Consider the following 22,255-nt stretch of genomic DNA (forward strand, 5'->3'; position numbering starts at 1 on the left):
CAGTGACCCGCATGAGCGACGCGGAGGCGCTGGAGAAGGCACAGGCGGAGGCGCTGGCCGCGGCGGCGGAGGCCGAGCGGCTCCAGGCGGAGGCGGCGGAGGCGGTGCGACGCGCGCAGGAGGCATCGGCGCGCGCCGAGGCGCAGGTGGCGGCGGCGAAGGAGGCGGCAGCGGCTGCCGCGGCGGCCCCGGCGGCCCCGGCTGCCCCAGCGCCCGACGCCGCCGCCAGCGCCCGACGCCCCGCTCACCCCCGACGAGGTCGCCGCCGTGCGGGCGGGGTACGCCTTCGACGGCGCCGCGCTCGAGCTGGGCGCCCTGGTCAACGGCGTACCCCTCGCCGACGTGCCGGTCCGCATCCCGCTCGCGATGACGAACCGGCACGGCCTGATCGCGGGCGCGACGGGTACGGGCAAGACGAAGACGCTCCAGGTGCTGGCCGAGCAGCTCTCCGCTGCCGGCGTGCCCGTGTTCGCGGCCGACATCAAGGGCGACCTGTCCGGGATCTCGGTGCCCGGAGACGGCGGTGACGCCCTGCTGGAGCGCACCCGTGCGATCGGTCAGGATTGGACCCCGCGCGCCGCGACCACCGAGTTCTACTCGCTCGGCGGCGTCGGGCGCGGCGTCCCGATCCGCGCCACGGTGGCCGGCTTCGGGCCGCTGCTGCTGTCGAAGGTGCTCGGGCTCAACGCGACGCAGGAGTCGAGCCTCGGCCTCGTGTTCCACTACGCCGACAGCGCCGGCCTGCCGCTGCTCGACCTGGCCGACCTCCGCGCGGTGCTCACGTACCTGACGAGCGACGAGGGCAAGGGCGAGCTCGCCGGCCTCGGCGGGCTGTCGAGCGCGACGGTGGGCGTCATCCTGCGCGAACTGATCGCGTTCGCCGACCAGGGCGCCGACGCGTTCTTCGGCGAGCCCGAGATCGACACGGCCGAGTTCCTGCGGGTCGCGCCCGACGGGACCGGGGTTGTCAGCCTCCTCGAAGTCCCCGGTGTGCAGGACAAGCCCGCGGTGTTCTCCACCTTCCTCATGTGGCTGCTCGCCGACCTGTTCAACGACCTGCCGGAGGTGGGCGACCTCGACAAGCCCAAGCTGGTGTTCTTCTTCGACGAGGCGCACCTGCTGTTCCGCGACGCGTCCAAGGACTTCCTCGCGTCCATCGCGCAGACCGTCCGGCTGATCCGGTCGAAGGGCGTCGGCATCTTCTTCGTCACGCAGACGCCGAAGGACGTGCCGGGCGACGTGCTCGCCCAGCTCGGCTCGCGGGTGCAGCACCAGCTCCGTGCCTTCACCCCCGACGACGCGAAGGCGCTGAAGGCGACGGTCTCGACGTACCCGACCTCCGGCTACGACCTCGCGGCGGTGCTCCAGTCCCTCGGCATCGGCGAGGCCGTTGTCACGGTGATGAACGAGAAGGGCGCGCCGAGCCCGGTGGCGTGGACGCGTCTCCGGGCGCCCCAGGGGGCGATGTCGCCGGCGCCGGAGGAGCGGGTGGAGGCCGCGGTCGCCGCATCGCCGCTGCAGGCGACGTACGGCACCGCCGTCGACCGCGACTCGGCGCGCGAGCAGCTGGCCAGGCGCCTCGATGCTGCGGCGGCCGAGGCGGCGGCCGCCGAGCAGCGCGAGCAGGCCGACAAGGCGGCGGCCCAGCAGCAGAAGGAGGCCGAGCGCGCCGCGAAGGAGGCGGCGAAGGAGGAAGCGCGCCGCCAGGACGCCGCGCAGCGCGAGTACGACCGCATCCTCAAGCAGACCTCGCCCCGCCGCCGCACCTCCACGAAACCGCAGGACAGCGTGCTGGAGCAGGTGCTCGGCTCGAAGGCGACCCGCGACATCCTCACCGGGGTGGTGGAGGGCATCTTCGGGACGCGCCGCCGCCGCTGAGCCGCCGCGCGGCCACCCCGCCGAGTCGTGACATGATGTCACTCCCGGCGCCGAGTGGTGACCACATGTCACGAGTCGGCGGAGGGCCGGGCCGGCACTCAGGGCAGCACCGAGGAGCAGCATGCGCATCACCGACGCGGACGACTCGCACGTCGCCGGCATCGCGGCCATCTACAACGACGCCGTCGAGCACACGACGGCGATCTGGAACGACAATCCGGTCGACCTCGCGAACCGCGTCGCGTGGCTCGCCGACCGGCGGCGGGCGGGCTATCCGGTGCTCGTGGCGCTCGACGACGCCGGCGAGGTCGTGGGGTACGCGTCGTTCGGCGACTGGCGTCCGTTCGACGGCTTCCGGCACACCGTCGAGCACTCCGTGTACGTACGCGGAGACCAGCGCGGCGCGGGGCTCGGCCGGAGGCTGATGGAGACGCTGATCGAGCGGGCCCGCGCGCTCGGCAAGCACGTGATGGTCGCCGCGGTCGAGGCCGGCAACACCGGGTCCATCCGCCTGCACGAGAAGCTCGGGTTCGAGCGCGTCGGACTGATGCCGCAGGTCGGTGCGAAGTTCGGCGGCTGGCTCGACCTGGCGTTCCTGCAGCTGATCCTCGACGAGGCGCCCGCACCGCGCGACTGAGGGACGGCCCGCTAAGCATCGAGCAGAGCGCGGGCTCGCCTCCCTACACCCACCGCCACCGTCGCATCCCCGCCGCTGCGCTCGGACCAGGCCGCGGACAAGCCGGCCCAGGCGAGCGCCCAGCGGAGCACGAGCCGCTCGTCCATCCCGGTCTCCGCCGCGATCACGCCTGCCGTCCGTTCCAGGCGCCCTGGCCGCAGCGCGACCTCCGGACCCGGGTTGCACAGGATGTTCGCGACGTCGAAGCCGGGATCGCCGTGCACCGGCTTGGGGTCGATGGCGAGCCAGCCGCGCTCGCCGAAGTCGAGCACGTTGCCGTGGTGCAGGTCGGCGTGCAGTACGACGTCGCCGGACGGATGCGCCAGCAGCGCCGCCGCCTCGGCCGCCGCGCGCGGGTACAGGCCGCCATGAGCCTCCGGCGCCTCCGCGGCGTGGAGGGGCAGCTCGCGGAACCAGCGCGGCAGGTCGGCCAGCCCCGCCGGCCGCGCGGGGCGGTCGCTCGCGTGCAGCCGCCGGCCGACCCGGCACAGGATCCGGGTGGCCTCGTCGTCGCCCTCAGGCCCCGAGGCCGCGAGGCGGGCGAGGTCGCGCTCGCCGGTGGCGCGTTCGAGCAGCAGCGCGTCGCCCTCCGCCGCGAGCACGGGTGCGGCGCCACGGCCCCGCCACCAGCGCAGCACCCGTCCGCCTGCGCGCTCCTCGTCCTCGGTCGCGAGCTTGAGGAACGCCTTACAGCCCTGCCATACCACCGGTTGCAGCACGCTGGTGGCCGTCGCGAAGGCGTCGCCGTCGGGTGCGAGGTGCCAGCGCTCGCGAGCGGGAGCGAGGAGGTCGTCGATGGCGGTGCTCACCGGCGCCCCGACGGGAGAGCCGCTGGCGGGTCCGCGCGGAGCGTCCGCGCTGAGGTCGCGGCCGCTTGCGCTGCGTAGCCGCCCGGCGTCGCCCCGATCACCGCTTTGAACTCGCGACTGAAATGCGCCTGGTCGGCGTAGCCGAGGTCGGCGGCGAGCAGGGCGAGCGGGGGAGGGGCGTCCGAGCGCAGCGCTGCCGCCGCCTCCTGCAGGCGGTACCGCTGGATCAGCCACTTCGGCCCGAACCCCAGGTGTCCGGCGATGAGGCGCTGGAGGCTGCGCACGCCGATCCCGAACCGCTCGGCCAGCTGCTCCACCCTCCGCAGCTCGCGGTCCTCCTCGACGGCGGCGACGATCGCGTCGACCAGGCGGGCCTCCTCGCCGGGAGAGGGCAGCGTCGCGAGCGCGGACTCGAAGGCGGTGATCGCCGCATCGCCGTCGCCGGCGGCCATCGCCGCGCGGACGGCGGGGACGCACGCCGCGAGCGCTGCCGCGGCCTCCCCGTTCCCCAGGGCGCCGAGCGGGACCACCAGCGGTTGGGACCGCAGCGAACCGCCGGTCCAGCCGAGTGCGACGCCGGGCCGCAGCAGCGCTCCGAACGCCCACCCGGTACCGGTGAGCGTGCGCGTGCTGAGTCCCCGGTTCGCCCGGTGGAGAGCGGCGAGCCGGGGCTCGATCGCGACGTTGGCCGACGGGTACTCGAGCACGGCCTCCCGGCGCACCCGGCCCTCGGGGAGGCTCCACCGGGGCAGCCAGTAGTGCCGCACGAAGACGGCGGCGGAGTCCGACGGGAACCGCCGCTCCATCGCCACGTCGGCGGACGGCGTCAGCTGCCCGTTGCTGCGGGGCATCGCGCTCTGCTGCGGTGCGGAGGACGCTCTCACGTCCGCCATCCTGGCACGGACCTCCGCTATCCCAGCCGCGGAAGCCGTTCGTACCAGGGCAGCATGCGCGGGCAGCGCCGCCGGAGCTGGGCGAAGGTCATCGACTCCTCCGGCCGGCTGATCGGCGCCTCCAGCTGCTCCGCGACCCGCTCCAGGTCGCGGGGCGCCCAGAACTGGCCGCGCATGCGCAGGAGCGTGCGTCCCTCCGCATCGGTCGCGAACAGCTGCGGGAGGGTGTCGAGCGTGCTGCCGTCGTAGAGCTGCACGATGTGGGTGGTGGCGACGTCGGAGCTGCGCACCTCGCGCGTGCGGCCGAGGCCGTCGCGCACCCGGACGCCGCTCTCGGTCAGCTCGACCGCGGTCGCCAGGAACGACTGCACGCCCAGGATGGTCGCGGCGAGGACGAGGAGCTGCCCGGCGAGCACCGACGGCCAGGGCCCGTTGGGGATTGTCAGCCAGTACAGCACCGCGAACACCGGGGTGGTGAGCGCCACGACCGCCAGGATGCCGCGCAGGAAGAGGTGCCGGTGCGGTCGCAGAGTCGTCTCCTGCGTCACGCCCGTATCCTGTCCGACCTGTTGCTGATGCCCACCCATCCCTCACAGCCTGACGCACGAGGGCCGGCGTCCGGTAGCGGCATTTTGGGGGACACGCCCCGCCGCTTCCGGGCCGCCGGCCCGTCGTTCCTCGCGGTCGGCTCAGCCGAGTGCGACCGCCGTCCACGACACGGGAGGCAGCTCCACCGTCAGCACGCCGCCGTCGAGCGCCGCGGTGGAGTTCGGGCGCAGGCCGACCCGATCCTGCTGCTGCAGCGTGTTCTTGGCGTAGACGTCCTCGTCCCAGAGCGAGACGGCCTCCCGCACGGACGAGACCCCCAGGTCGCGCACGTCGATGCGCACGGTCTCCGTCTCGGTCTGGCTGCGGTTCACCAGGAACACCGCCGCCGAGCCGTCCTCGGCGTCGTAGCTGGCGACCGCGTCGACCAGTCCGGCCTCGCCGTGCACGGCGGTCTCGTAGGTGCCGGTCGTGATCGTGGGCCGCAGGATCTCGCCGCGCGTCAGGCGCGACATCACCGAGAACGGGTAGAAGGTCGTCTGCCGCCAGGCCGCGCCGCCCGGCTCTGTCATGATCGGCGCGATCACGTTGACCAGTTGGGCGAGGGAGGCGGAGGTCACCCGGTCGCTGTTCTTCAGCAGGGTGATCAGGAGGTTGCCGAGCACGACCGCGTCGGCGACCGAGTAGACGTCCTCCAGCTGGCGCGGGGCGAAACGCCACTCGTCGTTGACCTCCTCTGACTCCTTGTGCTCGTCGAGGTACCAGATGTTCCACTCGTCGAAGGAGATGTTGATCTTCTTCGTGCTCTTGAGTTTGTAGCCGACGTGGTCGGCGGTCGCGACGACCGTGTCGATGAAGTACTGCATGTCGATCGAGGAGGCGAGGAACGAGCCGAGGTCGCCGCCCCGCTCCTGGTAGTAGGCGTGGGCCGAGATGAAGTCGACGTGCTCGTAGGAGTGCTCCAGCACGATCCGCTCCCACTCGCCGAAGGTCGGCATCCCGGAGCCGGACGACCCGCAGACGACGAGCTCGAGGTCCTTGTCGGCCATCTTCATCGCGGCGGCCGTGCGCGCGGCCAGCTTGCCGTAGTCGTCGGCCGTCATGTACCCGGTCTGCCAGGGGCCGTCCATCTCGTTGCCGAGACACCACATCCGGATGTCGTGCGGCTCCGGAGTGCCGTTCGCGATGCGCCAGTCGCTCAGCGCGGTGCCGGACGGGTGGTTGGCGTACTCGAGCAGGTCGAGCGCCGACTCGATGCCCCGCGTACCGAGGTTCACCGCGAGCATCAGCTCCGAGCCGGTCAGCTTCAGCCAGCGCGAGAACTCGTCGAGGCCGACCTGGTTCGACTCCAGCGAGTGCCAGGCGAGGTCGCGCCGGACGGGGCGCTTCTCGCGCGGGCCGACCGAGTCCTCCCAGCGGAAGCCCGAGACGAAGTTGCCGCCGGGGTAGCGGATGGTGGTCGAGCCGAGCTCGCGGACGAGGTCCACGACGTCGAGCCGGAAGCCGTCCTCGTTCGCGGTCGGGTGCCCCGGCTCGTAGATGCCGTCGTACACGCAGCGGCCGAGGTGCTCGACGAACGAGCCGAACAGCCGGCGGTTGGCGGGGGCGACGCGCGCGGAGCGGTCGAGGGCGATGCGGGTCTCTGGCATGGGGTTCCTAGTGTTCCTTCTGGATGGGTGGGTCGGGCGCACGCGCCCGCTACTTGACGCTGCCGATCGAGAGCCCGCCCTGCCAGTATCGCTGCAGGGTCAGGAACGAGACGATCAGCGGGATGATCGAGATGAGGGCGCCGGTGATGACCAGGTTCCACAGCGACTGGCCGCCGGTGTTCACCTGGGCCTGCGACTGCAGCGCGCCGAGGCCGACGGTGACGGGGAAGAGCTGCGGGTTCGAGAACATCACGAGCGGCAGGAAGAAGTTGTTCCACGTGCCGACGATCGACAGCAGCAGCACCGTGACGACCGCCGGCCGCATCAGCGGCAGGGCGACCCTGGCGAAGATGCGCACCTCGCCGGCGCCGTCGACGCGGGCGGCGTCGACCATCTCGGGCGGGATCGCCTCGTCGGTGTACACCTTCATCAGGTAGACCGCGAACGGGTTCAGCATCGACGGGAGGATGACCGCCCACACCGTGTTGGTCAGGTGCGCGTTGCTCATCATCACGAACAGCGGGATGACCAGCACCGTCGCGGGGACCATGACCGAGCCCAGCACGACGGCGAAGAACAGCCTCCTGCCGCGGAACCCGTACATCGAGAACCCGTACCCGGCGAGCACGGACAGCACGGTGGCGCCGACCCCGCCCGCGATCGCGTACAGGAACGAGTTGCCGAGCCAGTGCCCGTACAGCCCGCCCGAGTACGAGAACAGCGAGCCGATGTTGCTGAACAGGTCGAAGCCTCCGCCGAACCACAGCGGACTCGTCTTGCCGTCGAACAGCGTCTGCTGGCTCTTCGTGCTGGCCACGATCAGCCACCAGAACGGCAGCGCGAAGTAGACGATGAAGGCGGCGAGCACGATGTGCGGCACGACCACGCGGCCGCGGCCGCGGCGCTGCGGAGGACGCTGCGCCGCCAGGCGGGACCGGCGCGTGCCCGCGGCGTGCGCGCTCTGCTGGTCTGCGCTCTGCTGATCGGTGACGATGGCGGTCATTTCATCAGTCCACTTCTCTTGCGGGTCGCGAACATGAAGGCGTACGACCCGACGAAGACGACGAGGCCGAGGGCGAACGCGATCGCCGAGGCGTAGTTCACCTGGTGGTACGAGAACGCGACCGTGTACGCGTAGATGTTCGGCGTATAGTTGGAGGTGATGGAGCCCGACGCCATCCCGCGCAGCATCTGCGGCTCGTTGAAGAACTGCAGCGTGCCGATGAGGGCGAACACGAGCACGAGCAGGAGGGAGGAGGCGACCATCGGGATCTTGATCCGCAACGCGATCTGCCAGCCGGTGGCGCCGTCGACGCGCGCCGCCTCGTAGATCGACGGGTCGACGCCCTGCAGCGCCGCGTAGATGATGATCATGTAGTAGCCGGCCCACTGCCAGGTGACGATGTTCACCAGCGAGCCGAAGACGTTCTGGTCGGAGAAGAAGTTCGGCGCCTCGAGCCCGAGCCAGCCGAACACCTCCTGCGCCGGCCCGAAGCTGGGGCTGTACAGGAATCCCCACATCAGCGCGCCGATGACGACCGGCACCGCGTACGGCACGAAGATCAGCAGCCGCGAGATGCGCGCGAACCGCGTGGTCAGCGCGTCGATCAGCAGCGCGGCGATCAGGGCGACGATCATCTGCGCCGGGATCATCACCACGGCGAAGAGCAGGACGCGCCAGACGCCGTCGAGGAACAGCGGGTCGGTGAACGCGCGGGCGTAGTTGGCGAAGCCGACCCAGCTCGTTCCGCCCGCGAGCGTCGAGTTCTGCAGGCTGAGCACGAACGCGTACACGAGCGGGATGAGGAGGAACAGCAGGAGGAACACCGCGAACGGTGCGGTGAAGGCCCAGCCCCAGCGGGCGCGGCGGAGACTGACGATGTCACGGCGGGGCCGCCCCGCCCCGCGCCGGTCGGCGCGGGGACGGGACGGCCGCTGCGGCGCGGCGACGGCGGATTCGGTCATCGGAGGATCCTTCCGGGCAGGTGGGCGCCCGTTACTTCGTGACGGTGTAGCCCTGCTGCTTGGCGTAGCTGGTGACCGCGTCCTGGTAGGTCTTCAGCGCCTCCTCGGGGGTCGCCTTGCCCTTGTTGATCGCGTTGATCGCGACGGTCAGCTTGTCGTAGGCGAGGTTCTGGAAGGGGCTGAACTGGAAGCCCTTGTAGTCGGTCGCCGCGGTCAGGAAGACGTCCTTGTTGATCTGCTGGCCGCCGAAGAAGTCGTACTCCTTGTCGGTGAAGTAGCTCGACTCGAGGATCGGCTTCCAGAGCGGGAACAGGGCGGCCTTCTCGATGCCGAGCTTCCACGCCTCCTCGGTGCCGAAGATCTCCTGCGCGACCGTCGCCGCCGCCTTCTGGTCCTGCGCCTGCTTGCTCACGGCGAAGGCCGAGCCGCCGATGTTGATCTGCACCGGGTTCGCGGTGTCCCACTGGGGCACGGGGGCCACGGCCCACTTGGCGTTCTTGTCGGCGCCGGTGAAGCCCTGCAGGTAGCCGGGCAGCCAGGCGGCGGCGATCGCGGACGCGTAGGTGCCGTTCACGAGGTGGGTGTTGTAGTCGGTGGTGGAGGAGTCCTCGGTGCCGACGAGCTTCTTCTTCACCAGGTCGTCCCAGTAGCCGAGCACCTTGGTGCTGGCCTCGTCGTTCAGGTCGACCTTGATGCCCTGCTTGCCGGTGAGCTCGAACGGCTTGTTGCCCGCCTGGGCGAACAGCGCGGTCTGGAAGGCGCGGCCGTTGCCCGGGAAGTCGGTCAGCTTGGTCTTGCCGCCGGTGGCGTCGAAGATCTTTTGCGCGGCGGCTGCGTACTCGTCCCACGTTGTCGGGACCGCGATGCCGTACTTGTCGAACAGGTCCTTGCGGTACAGGAGGCCGACCGGGCCGCCGTCGACCGGGATCGCGTACGCGTCGCCGTCGAGCGACTCGTCGCTCCAGGCGCCCTCGGAGTAGTTGTCCTTGACCTTGTCGGCGCCGAGCTTGCTGAGGTTCACGATCGAGCCGTCGGCGATGTAGCTGGGCACGACCTCCGTCTCGAGCATGACGACGTCGGGCGCGCCGGAGCCCGCCTGGATCGCGGTGGAGAACTTCGTGTACTCGTCGTTGCCGGCGCCCGCGTTGGTCCAGCAGATCTGGACGTCTTTGTGGGTCTTGTTGAACAGGTCGACCACCGGCTCGAAGTTGGGGTACCAGGCCCACATGGTGACCTGCTTCGCGTCCGACTCGACGATCTTGTTCTGGCAGCTGGCCGCGGCGCTGCCGCCAGCGGAACACCCGGTGAGGGCCGCGACCGCCAGCGCGACGACGCCTCCCACGGCAAGGAGCTTCTTCATTGGATTCCCTTCGCGGTGATCTGACACCCTTGTCTACAACGTTGTACTACAACGTTGTAGACATGATGCCCTCCGCGATGTGACCGTGTCAAACACTTTCTGCCGTGACCTGTGCGAGGGTCAGGAGGCGGGCACGTTCACGGCCGTGGACTCGCGCTCGACCAGCCGGAACGGCACCGCGATCTCGCGCGGGGTGAAGGCGGTGGAGCCTCCCTCGATCCGCTCGATCAGGAGGTCGACGGCGGTCCGGGCGATCTGCTCCCGGCCCGGGTCGATGGTCGACAGCGCCGGCATGGAGTACTGCGTCTCGTCGATGTCGTCGTAGCCGATCACCGAGACGTCCTCCGGCACACGCAGCCCGGCCTCCTGCAGCACGCGCAACGCTCCGAGGGCCAGCGTGTCGTTGAAGGCGACCACGCCGTCGAACGGGAGGCCCAGCGCCAGGAACGCGCGCATCGCCTCCGCGCCGTCGCGCCGGTGCCAGGTGCCGACCGGGATCGCCAGCCGCTCGTCGTACGCGACGCCATGCGCCGCAAGAGCCTCCCGATACCCGGCCAGACGCAACCCTGCCGAGCCGATCACCTCGCCAGGATGCGCGCCGAGCGCGACGATGCGCCGCCGCCCTCCGGAGAGGAGGTGGTCCGTCGCGGCGCGGGCGCCCTCCGCGTTCTGCATGGTGACGTGATCCTTGGGCCCGTTGAAGATCCGGTCGCCGAGCAGCACCATCGGGGTCGGGATGCCGGCGATGGTGTCCCGGTCGGCCTCGTCGAGCGCCAGCACGCTGTAGAGCACGCCGTCGACCATCTGGCCCCGCGGCTTCTGCAGCACGCTCAACTCGCTCTCGCGCTCGTTGCCGAACTGCTCGATCAGCACCGACAGCCCGCGGGAGGCGGCGGCCTTCATCACGGCGTCGGCGAGCTCGGCGAAGTACGCGTTGCGCAACTCCGGGATGATGAGCGAGATGACATTGGTGCGCCCCGAGCGGAGGCTGCGCGCCGACAGATTCGGCGTATAGCCGAGCGCGGCGATGGCGTCGAGCACCCGCTGCCGCGTCTCGTCGCGCACGTACGGGTAGTCGTTGATGACGTTGGACACCGTCTTGATCGACACCCCGGCGAGCCGGCTGACATCGTGCATCGTCGCGGACATCCAAGCCTCCCCGCCCTCGTCCTGGGTATGACCCTACATCGTTGTAGAGGGGGCGTGGGCTCGTGGTTCGCGCCCGGGTGAGCGACAATGACCCCGTGGATGACACCGAGCGTTCACTGATCGCCGGGCTGCAGTCCGGCGAGGTGGATGCGGTCGAGCGGCTGTACCAGCGCTGGGGGCGGCTGGTCTTCACGCTCGCGCTGCGCTCGCTGGGCGACGTCGGTGACGCCGAGGACGTCACGCAGCAGGTGTTCGTCGCCGCGTGGCAGGGGCGGAACGGCTTCGACCCGGAGAGGGCGAAGCTCAGCACGTGGCTCATGGCCATCACGCGGCACAAGATCGTCGACGCGCACGAGGCGCGCGCGAAGCGGCAGCGGGAGCTGCAGGCGCTGATGGAGAGCGTGTACCTGCAGTCGCTCACCTGGACCGACCAGATCGCCGACAGCGTCACGATGACCCAGGAGCTGGAGCAGCTGGATCCGCTTCCGCAGCGGATCATGCGGCTCGCGTTCTACGATCGGCTGAGCCACACGCAGATCGCGGAACAGCTCGGCCTGCCGCTCGGCACGGTGAAGAGCCATATCCGGCGCAGCCTGCTGCGGCTGCGAGCACGGCTGGAGGACGCGGATGACGCATAGCGATCCCGACGCGCTCGCCATGCTGGCGCTCGGCGACCCCGAGGTCGACGAGGCCGATGTCGAGCACGTCATGGGCTGCCCCGAGTGCCGTGCCGAGCTCGACCGGCTGATGCGTGTCACCCGCGCCGCCCGCGAGAACGGGCCGGTCGACTTCGAGCTGCTGGAGCCGTCTCCCGCGGTGTGGGAGGGCATCCGCGCGCAGATCGCGGCGGAGGCGACGGCCGGCGCGGACGACCCGGCGCCGGCCGAGCCGGTCGCACCGGTGCAGACTCTGCCGCACACGCCCGGCCGTCGACCAGCGCCCGGGTCGGCCCCCTCCCGCCCCGCCGGTCGCCCCGCACGCTCCCGGCGCCGCTGGGTCGCCGCTCTCTCCGGCGCGGCCGTCCTGCTCGTCGCAGTCGTGGTCGCCGCCACCGTGTTCCTCCGGCCCGGCCAGCAGTCGACGGTGGAGGCGCAGGCGACGCTCGCGGGACTCCCCGCCTGGTCCACCTCCAGCGGCACGGCGACGATGGAGCGGGAGCCCGACGGGACCACGGTGCTGCAGGTGGCGCTGGAGTCGCCGGCGGTGGAGGCGGGAGGCTCGGACTATCGCGAGGTCTGGCTGATGAACAGCGACCTCACGAAGTCGATCAGCGTCGGCCTGCTCGACGGGGGCTCCGGGCGTTTCGTCATGCCGCCCAACATCGCGGCCGCCGACTATCCGGTGGTCGACATCTCGCAGCAGCCGCTCAACGGCGACCCCGGCCACTCGGGCGACAGCATCGTGCGGGGAACGCTCACCGCCTCCGGTTAGCCGAGAGTGCATCCGTTCGGCCCTCCTTCCGGAATGTATGGGCATGAGGCGCGATCAGCGCCCGACATCCCAAGGAGGATCGATGAAGATCAGAGCAGTCTCCGCAGCCGCCGTCGCGGTCGCGGCCCTCGCGCTCGTGGCCGGTGCCGCGCCCGCGACGGCCGCCGAATCCGACGCGCAGCTCTCCGTCATCCACGGCGTGCCGGGCACCCCGGTCGACGTGTGGGTGAACGGGACCGACACGGTGAAGAACTTCCAGCCGGGCACCATGGCCGGTCCGCTGGCGCTGCCCGCCGGCACCTACAGCGTCGCGATCACGAAGGTGGGCGCCGCCTCGGCGGACGACAGCCCGGTGATCGGCCCCGTCGATCTGAAACTCGACGCCGGCGGCAACTACTCGGCGGTCGCGCATCTGGACGCATCGGGCAAGCCGACGGCGACGCTGTTCACCAACGACACCTCCGCCACCGCCGCCGGTCAGGGCCGGCTGACGGTCCGCCATGTCGCGGCCGCACCCGCGGTCGACGTGGTGGTGGGTGGCAAGGCGGTCGTGAGCAACCTCACCAACCCGAACGAGCAGAAGCTGGACCTGCCCGCGGGGACGGTGTCGGCATCGGTGACCGCGACCGGCACCACCGAGCCTGCGCTGATCGGGCCGGCCGACGTGACGGTGAAGGACGGCACGAACACGATCGTCTACGCCTGGGGCAGTGCGAACGACAAGAACCTCGCGCTGATGATCCAGGACGTCGACGGTCTCGGGACGCCGCCGAACGGTGTGCAGGCCGGCACCACCGGTGCCGCCTACCGCGCCGAGCAGGCGGCGCAGACGCAGCAGCTCGCGGTCGGCGCGGGTGCGCTCGCCCTGCTGGTCGCGGCCGGGGCGATCGTCCTGGTGGCGGTCAGGAGGCGCGCGGCGTCCGTGCGCGGATGACCCGTCCTCCGCGGAGCGGCGCGGGGGCGGCGGCTGCGGTCGCCGCCTCCGTGCTGATCGCGCTGGCGGGGATGGCGGCCCTGGGCGGCTGCGCGGGCGGGGGAGGTGCGCCCACGCCGGCTGCATCGTCGCCGGTGGCAACGCCAGCGTCGCCCGCCACGACGGCACCCGCTCCCGTCATCACCGGTCCGTCCCTCCCGCCCATCCCGCGCACCGACATCGACAGCCGCGCGGACCCACAGGGCCCGGCGCCGGTCGCGCCCGAGCGGGTGCGGGTGCCGTCGCTCGACATCGACATGCCGGTCGTGCCGGTGGGCCTCGACGAGACCGGCGACGTGAGCATCCCCTCCGCCTCCCACACCGCAGGCTGGTACCGGTTCTCCTCGGGCCTGCGCACCGACAGCGGCACGATCGTCGTGGTCGCCCACATCGATGCGTGGGACGGCATCGGTCCGTTCAGCCGCTTGAAGGACGCGCCGGCCGGCACCGAGGTGACGCTGACCGGTGCGGACGCGAGCCGCTCGTTTCGCGTCGACGGGGTCGCCCAGCCCGCGAAGGCGCCCGGGTCGCTCGCGTCGTACTTCGTCAGCACAGGCCCCGTGAAGCTGGTGCTGATCACCTGCGGGGGAGTGTTCGACGACGCCACCGGCCACTACCGCGAGAACGTGATCGCGACCGCTGCGCCGGTGGGAGGGTGATCCCGGCTAGAGCCCTTCGGCCACCGCTGCTGCGGCGTGCAGCCAGGCGCGCCGGGTGCGCGGCGCGAGCGACTCGAACGACAGCCGGCCGCCGTGCATCTCCGGATCGAACGGGATGGTGACCGCGCGCCGGGCGAGCGGCTCGAAGCCGGCGGCCACCCGTCGCACCTCGGAGGCCGGTCCGGTGCGCTCGGACTGCGAGACGATCACGACGGCGTCGCGCGCCAGCCGGGCGGCGTTCGCATCGCGCTGCTGCAGCGCCTCCAGGAGCAGGGCGCCGGCCTCGGCGTGCTCGCCGAGCGCGGTGGTCGCGATGACGAGCTGGTCGGTGTGGTCGATCATCCGGAGCCAGCGCTCGGCTGACTCATCGTTGCCGCTGTCGATGATGACCAGCCGGTAGAACTTGGTCGCCATCGCGTGCAGCCGATCGAAGTCGGCGCTCGAGATGCGCTGCTCGGTGGCGAGCATGGTCGGGTTCGAGCGCAGCACGTCGTACTTGTCGGCGTTCTGGTGGTGCACGAAGTGGCCGATGTCGGCCGTCCGCGCCTCCGCCGACATGAGCTGGTCCGTCGCGGGGAGGAGGGACTGCACGGTGGCGTCGTGCTCGCCCTTCTCGGTCCGCCAGCCGAGGGTGCCGCGCGTCTCGTTGTTGTCCCACGCGAGCACGCCGGAGCCGCCGTTGCGGCCGAACACCGCCGAGAGCAGCGCCGTGGTCGGCGTCTTGTTGGCGCCGCCCTTGCCGTTGACGATCGCGATGGTGCGCGGACCGGCCCAGTGCCTGCTCACGGCGTCGAGCTCGGCGCGCTCCTGCTGCTCCGCCGCCGACGGCCCGATCGGGACGCCGACGCGGGCGAAGGCGCCGCGCACGCCCCGCCGCGCACGGTCGGGACGGGAGGGCCGCTCCGACTGCAGGAACGACTCGCGGGCGACGGTGGTCCGGGTGAGCGGCTCGCCCGGCGTCAGGAGGGGCGGGGCGGAGATACCCGCCGAGGGGAGGCCCGGTGCAGACAGGCTGGACACCGGCTGGTGGTCGGCCGATACCGCCTCCTCGCCCCCGATGGTGCCGTCGGGCTGGACGGCGAGCAGCCAGTCCCCCTCCTCGTCCGACACCGTGAGCTGCACAGCCCGGCCCGCCTGGGCCGCGATCTCGGTGACGCGGCCGAGGACCGCCTCCCGCACCCGCTCGGTGCTCTCCTCCACGAACTCCTCACGGGTGCCGTCGACGAGCAGCTCGCCGGTCGCGTCGGGGGAGAACCGCGCGCTGAGTTGCGGGGCTGGGGGCAGATCGAGGACCACTTTCATTCCTTCCGCGGTCGGCGCAGAGGACGCAGCGCAGACCGACGACGAACGGTAGACCCGTTCCGCCACCGGGGCGAGGCGCGCTCAGGGAGTTGTCAGGAGGACGCCGGCCGCTGCGTCGCGGCGTCCGCTTCCCGGGTGCGCAGCCCGTCCAGCAGCAGCCGCACCATCGCATTCGGCGACCCGTCGGCCGATGGAGCCCGGTGGCTGAGGTCGCCGACCGCCTGCAGGAGGTCGAGTGGGTCGACGCCGGGGCGCACGTCCCCGGACGCCTCGGCCGCATCGAGCAACGAGCGCATGGCCGGCCCGAGCTTCTCGGCGAAGTAGCCCGGGAGCGCGTCGAAGGCCGGGTCGCCGGAGCGCAGCGCCGCCGACAGCCCCTGCTTGGTCGCCACGAAGCGGGTGAAGCGCGCGATCCAGTGCTCGAGCGCGGCGCCGGGGGCCTCCGTCGCGAGGAATTCCGCCGCGGCAGCCGCGGTGGCGTCGATCTCGGTCGTGAAGACGGCGGCCACGAGGTCGGAGCGGGTCGGGAAGTTCCGGTACAGCGTCCCTACTCCCACGCCCCCCTCCGCGGCGATCTCGCGCGCGGGGGCGTCGACGCCGGAGCGCGCGAAGACGGTACGGGCGGCGGCCAGCAGCGCGTCCTGGTTCTTGCGGGCGTCGGCCCGGGCGGGGCGACCGGCGGCAGGGGAGGGCACGGCACTCCTTGCGTAAGCGGAACATTGTTCCGTATAGTGATCGACGTTAGCGGAACGTTGTTCCGTCTTTCCAGACTACAGGAGGAACCCCATGCAGTATCGCTCTCTCGGCCGCACCGGCATCCAGGTGACGCCCTACGCCCTCGGCGCCATGATGCTCGGCTCGTTCGGCAACCCCGACCGGCAGGAGGGCGTGCGGATCATCCACCGCGCGCTCGACGCCGGGATCAACTTCGTCGACACCGCTGACCGCTACGGAGACTCGGAGGAGGTCGTCGGCGAGGCCATCGCCGGCCGCCGCGACGAGGTCGTGCTCGCCACCAAGTTCTGGGGGCCGGTGGACGACGACATCAACCACCGCGGCGCCTCCCGCCGCTGGATCATGCAGGCCGTCGAGCGCTCGCTCCGCAACCTGCGCACCGACCACATCGACCTCTACCAGCTGCACCGCCCCGACCCGGACACCGACATCGAGGAGACGCTCTCGGCGCTCACCGACCTGGTCCGTCAGGGCAAGGTGCGGGCGATCGGGAGCTCGTCGATGCGCGGGTCGGAGATCGTGGAGGCGCAGTGGGCGTCCGAGCGCCGCGGCTTCGAGCGCTTCCGGACCGAGCAGCCGAACTACTCGATCCTCGACCGCGAGATCGAGCGCGAGATCCTCCCGGTGGCGCAGCGCTACGGCATGGGAACGCTCGTCTACAGCCCGCTGGCCGGCGGCGCGCTGACCGGCAAGTACCGCGCGGGAGCGGCGAACGACAACTTCCGTGCCGGCACCGGCATGCGCCACTTCCGGGACGAGCGCCGGCTCGCCGCGATCGAGCAGCTGCTCGCGCTCGCCGACGAGGTCGGCATCCCGCTCACCCACCTGGCGATGGCCTTCACGATCGCGCACCCGGGCGTCACCTCGGCCATCGCGGGCCCCCGAACGATGGAGCAGTTGGAGGACACCCTGGCCGGGATGGAGGTGTCGCTGACGGACGACATCCTCGACCGCATCGACGCGATCGTCCCGCCGGGCGAGAGCATCGGCGCGATGGACATGGTCTACCGGGGGCCGGAGGTCGCGGACGCGGGGCTGCGGCGGCGGCCGGTGGGGGAGCGGGCGGCGGCGTAGCGCCGGACGAAGAAAGGCGGGTGCTCGCGCACCCGCCTTACAGACTGTGGCGGAGAATGGGGGATTCGAACCCCCGAGGGCTTGCACCCAACACGCTTTCCAAGCGTGCGCCATAGGCCACTAGGCGAATTCTCCTGGGTCGCCATCCCCCTGCGGGAGACGGCTTGAAGTATCTTACCGGACGCCGGGAGCGCTCGCTGCACCACGCTCCCAGCGTCACCCGCTACACTTGTTCTCGGCTCCTCACGTGGCGCCATCCAGGCCAACTCCCCCAGGGCGGAGACGCAGCAAGGGTAACCGGGCTCTGGCGGGTGCGTGAGGGGTCTTTTCTTTTAAGCAGCGCGTCAGTCCCACCCCGTAGAGTGTGCCCCAGTGACACCGCTCTTCTACGTTCTGTAGAATGAGAGTCCCGCATCGTGGAGCGAGGTGGTGGAGTGACCGAGCACGGGTTGACCGAGCAGTGGGCCGAGCTGGCCTCCGAGGCGTACGTCGTCGGGTTCCCGCTGGTGTTCGACCTGGAGCAGGTCGATCGCTTCACGCGGCTGGGCATCGGCTCCGTCCCGCCCACGTCGCTCAACTCGTTCGGTCATGCGCGCACCCTGGCCGGCCCTGCTGACGCCTTCGTGTCGATCAACAACGACACCCTGTACTCGATCGCGCAGATCGACCTCGGCGTCGGGCCGGTGCTGCTGTCAGTGCCGGAGGCGGGGGAGCGGTACTACGTGCTGCAATTCGTCGACGCCTGGACGAACAACTTCGCCTACGTGGGCACCCGCGCGACCGGCGGGGGAGCGGGCGAGTTCCTGCTCGTCCCTCCGGGGTGGGAGGCCCCTGCCGACGTGCCCGAGACCGCCGAGAGCCCCACGGTCATCCGCTTCCCGACCAGGGTCGGCACGATCGTCGGCCGCTGGGCGGTCGCGGGGGAGGCCGACCTCTCCGCCGTCCACGCCCTCCAGGACGCCCTGAGCCTGGTGCCGCTGCGCCGCTCGCTGACCCCGCCGGACGGCATCCCTCCGGTTCCGCCCGCGGCCACCGAGGCGCTGACGTTCTTCGAGCGGATGCGGGTGTGGTCGCAGGCGTTCCCGCCGGCCCAGCGCGATCTCGCGGCGCTCGCCTCGTACGCCGAGCTCGGCCTGACCGGCGACGTGCCGGTGCCCGACCTCCCGGAGCAGCTCATGCAGGCGCTCGAGACGGGCTACGCCGTCGGCAAGGAGGCGCTGCAGGGCGGCCTGCGCTCGTCCGCCGGCGTCGTCGACCACTGGCAGCTCAACCTCCACGCGTTCGACTACAACCTCGACTTCTTCGAGGTGGGCGCGCTCGACGAGCCCGAGTGGAGGCTGGACGACCAGAAGACGCGCTACGCCACCCGCGCCGCGGCCGCGCTGGGCGGCCTCTGGGGCAACCACGCCTACGAGGCGGCATACGCCTCCACCTACGAGGACGCCGACGGCGCACCGCTCAGCGGTGAGCACGTGTACCGGCTGCGTCTGTCGCCGACCCCGCCGGTCGGCGCCTTCTGGTCCCTGACGATGTACGACCTGCCGGAGTACTTCCTGGTCGAGAACCCGATCGGGCGGTACTCCATCGGCGACCGGACGGAGGGGATCGTGTACGACGACGACGGAGGACTGACCATCACGATGAGCGCCACCCGACCCACCGACCCGACGGCCGCGGCCAACTGGCTGCCGGCGCCGGAGGGCGAGTTCCGACCGCTGCTGCGGATGTACGCGCCCGGCGACGACGTGCTCACCGGCGCGTACCGGCTGCCCGCGATCGAGCGGATCGGCTGACCGTGGCGCGTTCGCTGTACATCACCTCCGCGGAGGGGCACACCGGCAAGTCGACGGTCGCCCTCGGCGTGCTCGAGGCGCTGCGCCACTCGGTGGAGCGGGTCGGCGTCTTCCGGCCGATCGCCCGCTCCACCGTCGAGCGGGACTACGTGCTGGAGCTGCTGCTCGGCCGCGTCACCACCGACATCTCCTACGAGGAGGCGATCGGGGTCACCTACGAGGACGTGCACGCCGACGCCGACGCGGCGCTCGCCGAGATCGTGCACCGGTTCCGGGCCGTGGAGGCGCGCTGCGACGCGGTCGTCATCCTCGGCTCCGACTACACCGACGTCGGCAGCCCCACCGAGCTGGCCTACAACGCCCGCATCGCCGCCAACCTGGGCGCGCCCGTGCTGCTCGTGCTGGGCGGGCGCATCGGCCAGGGCTTCGGGGAGCGGCTGGGCCAGGCGGATCCCCGCTCGGCGGAGGAGCTGCGGCAGCTCGCCGAGCTGGCCGTCGCCGAGCTCCGCGAGGAGCACGCCGGCCTGCTCGCTGTGATCGCGAACCGCGCGGACGCCGAGCACCTCGACGAGATCGTGGCGGCGGTCGGCAGCGCGGTCGAGGCGGCCACCCCGGTCGGGAGGCGCGCCGCCTCCACCGATCCGACGCCGGTGTGGGCGATCCCGGAGGACCCCTTCCTCGTCGCCCCCAGCATCCGGTCGATCATGGAGGCCACGGGCGCGACCCTGCTCGCCGGCGACGAGGCGCTGCTGGCGCGTGAGGCGCTCGGCGTCGTCGTCGCGGGCATGTCGATGAACAACGTGCTGCCGCGGCTGGTGGAGGGCGCGGTCGTCGTCGTCCCTGGCGACCGGACGGAGGTGCTCCTCGCCGTGCTGATGGCGAACGCCTCCGGCACCTTCCCGTCGATCGCGGGCATCGTGCTGAACGGCGGCTTCGACCTCCCGGAGCCGATCGAGCGCCTCCTCGCCGGGCTCCGCTCGCCGCTGCCGATCGTGCGCAGCAGCCTCGACACGTACGAGACGGTGGTGCGGATCACGCACGCCCGCGGCCGCCTCGCCGCCGACTCGCAGCGCAAGTACGACACGGCGCTCGCGCTGTTCGAGCGGCACGTGGACGCCGGCGCGCTGCTCGCCCGGCTGGACGTCAGCCGTCACGAGGTCGTCACGCCGCTCATGTTCGAGTACGACCTGCTGGAGCGGGCGCGCGCGGCCGACAAGCACATCGTGCTCCCCGAGGGCGAGGACGACCGCGTGCTGCGCGCCGCCGCCACATTGCTGGCGCGCGGTGTCGCGCGGCTGACCATCCTGGGCGAGCCGTTCGAGGTGCGCTCCCGCGCGATCGAGCTGGGCCTCGACCTGTCGCAGGCGGAGGTGCTGAGCCCGTTCGACGACGTGCTGCGCCTCCGGTTCGCCGAGGAGTACGCGAAGCTGCGCGCCCACAAGGGGATCACCGTCGACCAGGCGTCGGACACGGTGACCGACTCCTCCTACTTCGGCACGATGATGGTGCACCTGGGGCTCGCCGACGGCATGGTCTCCGGTGCGGCGCACACGACGGCGCACACCATCCGCCCGGCCTTCGAGATCATCAAGACCCGGCCGGGCGTCTCCGTCGTGTCGAGCGTCTTCCTGATGGCGCTCGCCGACCGGGTCCTCGTCTATGGCGACTGCGCGGTCATCCCCGACCCGACCAGCGAGCAGCTCGCCGACATCGCGGTCTCGTCCGCGCGCACGGCCGAGCAGTTCGGCATCGAGCCGCGGGTCGCCATGCTGTCGTACTCCACCGGTGACTCGGGCACGGGGGAGGATGTGGACAAGGTCCGCAGCGCCACCGCGCTGGTGCGCGAGCGGGCCCCGCAGCTCGCCGTCGCCGGTCCGATCCAGTACGACGCCGCAGCGGATGCCGCCGTCGGCGCGGCCAAGATGCCGGGGTCGGAGGTGGCGGGCCGCGCGACGGTGTTCATCTTCCCGGACCTCAACACCGGCAACAACACGTATAAGGCGGTGCAGCGCAGCGCGGGCGCCGTCGCCATCGGGCCGGTGCTGCAGGGTCTGCGCAAGCCGATCAACGACCTCTCGCGGGGGGCGACCGTGGACGACATCGTCAACACCGTGGCCATCACGGCGATCCAGGCGGAGCTCGGATGAGCACCGTCCTCGTCGTCAACAGCGGCTCGTCGTCGCTCAAGTACCAGCTGATCGACGCGGAGAGCGAGGAGTCGCTCGCCACCGGTCTGGTGGAGCGGATCGGCGAGCCGAGCGGGCACATCCGGCACCGCGGGCCCGACGGCACGAGCGAGCGCTCGCTGCCGATCCCGGACCACACCGCCGCGTTCCGGGCCATGCTCGACGCCTTCGCCGAGAGCGGCCCGAGCCTCGAGGACGATCCGGTCGTCGCGGTCGGGCACCGGGTGGTGCACGGCGGCAAGCGGTTCTTCGAGCCGACGATCGTGACTCCGCTGGTCGAGATCAACATCGAGGACCTCGCTGACCTCGCGCCCCTCCACAACCCCGCGAACCTGCAGGGCATCCGGGCCGCGAAGACGGCGTTCCCCGACGTGCCGCACGTGGCGGTCTTCGATACGGCCTTCCATCAGACCCTGCCGCCCGAGGCGTACACGTACGCGATCGACGCGCAGCTGGCCGAGAGGCACCGCGTGCGGCGCTACGGCTTCCACGGCACGTCGCACAAGTACGTGTCGGAGGCGGCAGCAGCCTTCCTCGGCCGCCCGCTCGGCGAGCTGAAGCAGATCGTCCTGCACCTCGGCAACGGCGCGTCCGCCTGCGCGGTCGACGGCGGCCGCTCGGTGGACACCTCGATGGGGATGACGCCGCTGGAGGGCCTGGTCATGGGCACCCGCTCGGGCGACCTCGACCCGGCGGTGCTCCTCCACCTCGCCCGACGCGCGCAGCTGGGCACCGACGACCTCGACGAGCTGCTCAACCGCCGCAGCGGCCTGCTCGGCCTGACGGGGCACGGCGACATGCGCGACGTGCGGCGGGCCGCGCGCGAGGGCGACGAGAACGCGCGCAGGGCGCTCGACACCGTGGTCCACCGGCTCAAGCACTACATCGGCGCGTACACCGCGCAGCTCGGCGGGCTCGACGTGCTCGTCTTCACCGCCGGCGTGGGCGAGAACGACGCCGCGCTGCGGGCGGAGGCCGTGGCCGGGCTGGAGGTGCTCGGCATCCGGCTGGACGAGGAGCGCAACACCGCCTCCTCCGGCGACACCCGGGTGATCTCGACCGACGACTCGCCGGTCACCGTGCTCGTGGTGCCGACCAACGAGGAGCTGGAGATCGCGCGCCAGTCCCTGCAGGCGGTGGGCGCGGCGGGGTGAGCGGAGCGGCGCACCACCGGTGC

The 22,255-nt window shown here is 71.6% G+C and carries 19 protein-coding genes, 1 tRNA gene, 1 other RNA gene and 1 pseudogene; 11 read left to right on the plus strand and 11 right to left on the minus strand.

What is annotated here, in order from left to right; all coding sequences use genetic code 11:
• The first annotated feature begins 11 nt into the window (after window positions 1-11).
• Together P5G50_RS07370 and P5G50_RS07375 are read left to right on the plus strand one after the other, a co-directional pair.
• Window positions 12-1,878: pseudogene (locus P5G50_RS07370) on the plus strand (helicase HerA-like domain-containing protein).
• A 121-nt stretch (window positions 1,879-1,999) separates the two neighbouring features.
• Window positions 2,000-2,515 (plus strand): GNAT family N-acetyltransferase, encoded by a 516-nt coding sequence (locus P5G50_RS07375; RefSeq protein WP_301211379.1) that lies wholly within the window; start codon window positions 2,000-2,002, stop codon window positions 2,513-2,515.
• Window positions 2,516-2,526: 11 nt separating this feature from the next.
• On the opposite strand, the gene P5G50_RS07380 is transcribed toward P5G50_RS07375, so the two are convergent.
• The 8 genes from P5G50_RS07380 to P5G50_RS07415 all read right to left on the minus strand — a co-directional run bounded on the left by P5G50_RS07380 (window position 2,527) and on the right by P5G50_RS07415 (window position 10,925).
• A complete protein-coding gene (locus tag P5G50_RS07380) occupies window positions 2,527-3,363 on the minus strand; it encodes an aminoglycoside phosphotransferase family protein (protein WP_301211377.1) in 837 nt (278 codons plus the stop codon).
• Window positions 3,360-4,247 carry an AraC family transcriptional regulator gene (locus P5G50_RS07385; protein WP_301211375.1) on the minus strand — a complete coding sequence of 296 codons (888 nt, stop codon included), beginning with the start codon at window positions 4,245-4,247 and terminating at the stop codon, window positions 3,360-3,362. Before P5G50_RS07385 ends, P5G50_RS07380 begins: the two co-directional genes overlap by 4 nt.
• Window positions 4,248-4,273: 26 nt before the next feature.
• Complete coding sequence (locus tag P5G50_RS07390; RefSeq protein ID WP_301211373.1) at window positions 4,274-4,804, minus strand: hypothetical protein; 531 nt, start codon at window positions 4,802-4,804, stop codon at window positions 4,274-4,276.
• A gap of 141 nt (window positions 4,805-4,945) precedes the next feature.
• The gene (gene arfA / locus P5G50_RS07395) at window positions 4,946-6,451 is read right to left on the minus strand and encodes an arabinosylfuranosidase ArfA (RefSeq protein ID WP_301211371.1); all 1,506 of its coding nucleotides are present in this window, start codon (window positions 6,449-6,451) and stop codon (window positions 4,946-4,948) included.
• A 49-nt stretch (window positions 6,452-6,500) separates the two neighbouring features.
• A complete protein-coding gene (locus tag P5G50_RS07400; protein ID WP_301211369.1) occupies window positions 6,501-7,454 on the minus strand; it encodes a carbohydrate ABC transporter permease in 954 nt (317 codons plus the stop codon).
• Window positions 7,451-8,416, minus strand: coding sequence for a carbohydrate ABC transporter permease (locus P5G50_RS07405; RefSeq protein ID WP_301211368.1), 966 nt, complete (start codon window positions 8,414-8,416; stop codon window positions 7,451-7,453). The genes P5G50_RS07400 and P5G50_RS07405 overlap by 4 nt, the downstream gene beginning before the upstream one ends.
• 31 nt (window positions 8,417-8,447) lie before the next feature.
• The gene (locus P5G50_RS07410) at window positions 8,448-9,776 is read right to left on the minus strand and encodes an ABC transporter substrate-binding protein (RefSeq protein ID WP_301211367.1); all 1,329 of its coding nucleotides are present in this window, start codon (window positions 9,774-9,776) and stop codon (window positions 8,448-8,450) included.
• 120 nt (window positions 9,777-9,896) lie between these two features.
• Window positions 9,897-10,925, minus strand: a complete 1,029-nt coding sequence (locus P5G50_RS07415; protein ID WP_301211365.1) for a LacI family DNA-binding transcriptional regulator — start codon at window positions 10,923-10,925, stop codon at window positions 9,897-9,899.
• A 95-nt stretch (window positions 10,926-11,020) separates the two neighbouring features.
• On the opposite strand from P5G50_RS07415, the gene P5G50_RS07420 reads away from it, so the two are divergent.
• The 4 genes from P5G50_RS07420 (at window position 11,021) to P5G50_RS07435 (ending at window position 13,988) form a co-directional block, all read left to right on the plus strand.
• Window positions 11,021-11,563: an RNA polymerase sigma factor gene (locus P5G50_RS07420; RefSeq protein WP_301211363.1), complete on the plus strand. Its 543-nt coding sequence runs from the start codon at window positions 11,021-11,023 to the stop codon at window positions 11,561-11,563.
• The gene (locus P5G50_RS07425) at window positions 11,553-12,356 is read left to right on the plus strand and encodes an anti-sigma factor (RefSeq protein ID WP_301211361.1); all 804 of its coding nucleotides are present in this window, start codon (window positions 11,553-11,555) and stop codon (window positions 12,354-12,356) included. Before P5G50_RS07420 ends, P5G50_RS07425 begins: the two co-directional genes overlap by 11 nt.
• An 82-nt stretch (window positions 12,357-12,438) precedes the next feature.
• Entirely contained in the window at window positions 12,439-13,290 is an 852-nt protein-coding gene (locus P5G50_RS07430; protein WP_301211360.1) for a DUF4397 domain-containing protein, read from the plus strand.
• Entirely contained in the window at window positions 13,287-13,988 is a 702-nt protein-coding gene (locus tag P5G50_RS07435; RefSeq protein ID WP_301211358.1) for a class F sortase, read from the plus strand. Before P5G50_RS07430 ends, P5G50_RS07435 begins: the two co-directional genes overlap by 4 nt.
• Window positions 13,989-13,994: 6 nt before the next feature.
• Here P5G50_RS07435 and P5G50_RS07440 read toward each other — a convergent pair whose 3' ends face one another.
• Window positions 13,995-15,284, minus strand: a complete 1,290-nt coding sequence (locus P5G50_RS07440) for a MinD/ParA family ATP-binding protein (protein ID WP_301211356.1) — start codon at window positions 15,282-15,284, stop codon at window positions 13,995-13,997.
• A 98-nt stretch (window positions 15,285-15,382) separates the two neighbouring features.
• A complete protein-coding gene (locus P5G50_RS07445) occupies window positions 15,383-15,985 on the minus strand; it encodes a TetR/AcrR family transcriptional regulator (protein ID WP_301211354.1) in 603 nt (200 codons plus the stop codon).
• Between the two features lie 91 nt (window positions 15,986-16,076).
• Between P5G50_RS07445 and P5G50_RS07450 the strand changes: the two genes are divergently transcribed.
• A complete protein-coding gene (locus P5G50_RS07450; RefSeq protein ID WP_301211352.1) occupies window positions 16,077-17,099 on the plus strand; it encodes an aldo/keto reductase in 1,023 nt (340 codons plus the stop codon).
• Between the two features lie 47 nt (window positions 17,100-17,146).
• Here P5G50_RS07450 and P5G50_RS07455 read toward each other — a convergent pair.
• Window positions 17,147-17,234: transfer RNA gene (locus P5G50_RS07455), tRNA-Ser, on the minus strand.
• 99 nt (window positions 17,235-17,333) lie between these two features.
• Here P5G50_RS07455 and ffs point away from each other — a divergent pair.
• From ffs to P5G50_RS07475, 4 genes are all read left to right on the plus strand, one after another.
• An RNA gene (gene ffs, locus P5G50_RS07460) (signal recognition particle sRNA small type) lies at window positions 17,334-17,430 on the plus strand.
• A gap of 103 nt (window positions 17,431-17,533) precedes the next feature.
• A complete protein-coding gene (locus P5G50_RS07465; RefSeq protein ID WP_301211350.1) occupies window positions 17,534-18,892 on the plus strand; it encodes a DUF1254 domain-containing protein in 1,359 nt (452 codons plus the stop codon).
• 2 nt (window positions 18,893-18,894) lie between these two features.
• Window positions 18,895-21,039: a phosphate acetyltransferase gene (gene pta / locus P5G50_RS07470; protein ID WP_301211348.1), complete on the plus strand. Its 2,145-nt coding sequence runs from the start codon at window positions 18,895-18,897 to the stop codon at window positions 21,037-21,039.
• Entirely contained in the window at window positions 21,036-22,232 is a 1,197-nt protein-coding gene (locus P5G50_RS07475; protein ID WP_301211346.1) for an acetate/propionate family kinase, read from the plus strand. The genes pta and P5G50_RS07475 overlap by 4 nt, the downstream gene beginning before the upstream one ends.
• Window positions 22,233-22,255 lie beyond the last annotated feature (23 nt).

Source organism: Leifsonia williamsii (assembly GCF_030433685.1).
Taxonomy (GTDB): domain Bacteria; phylum Actinomycetota; class Actinomycetes; order Actinomycetales; family Microbacteriaceae; genus Leifsonia; species Leifsonia williamsii.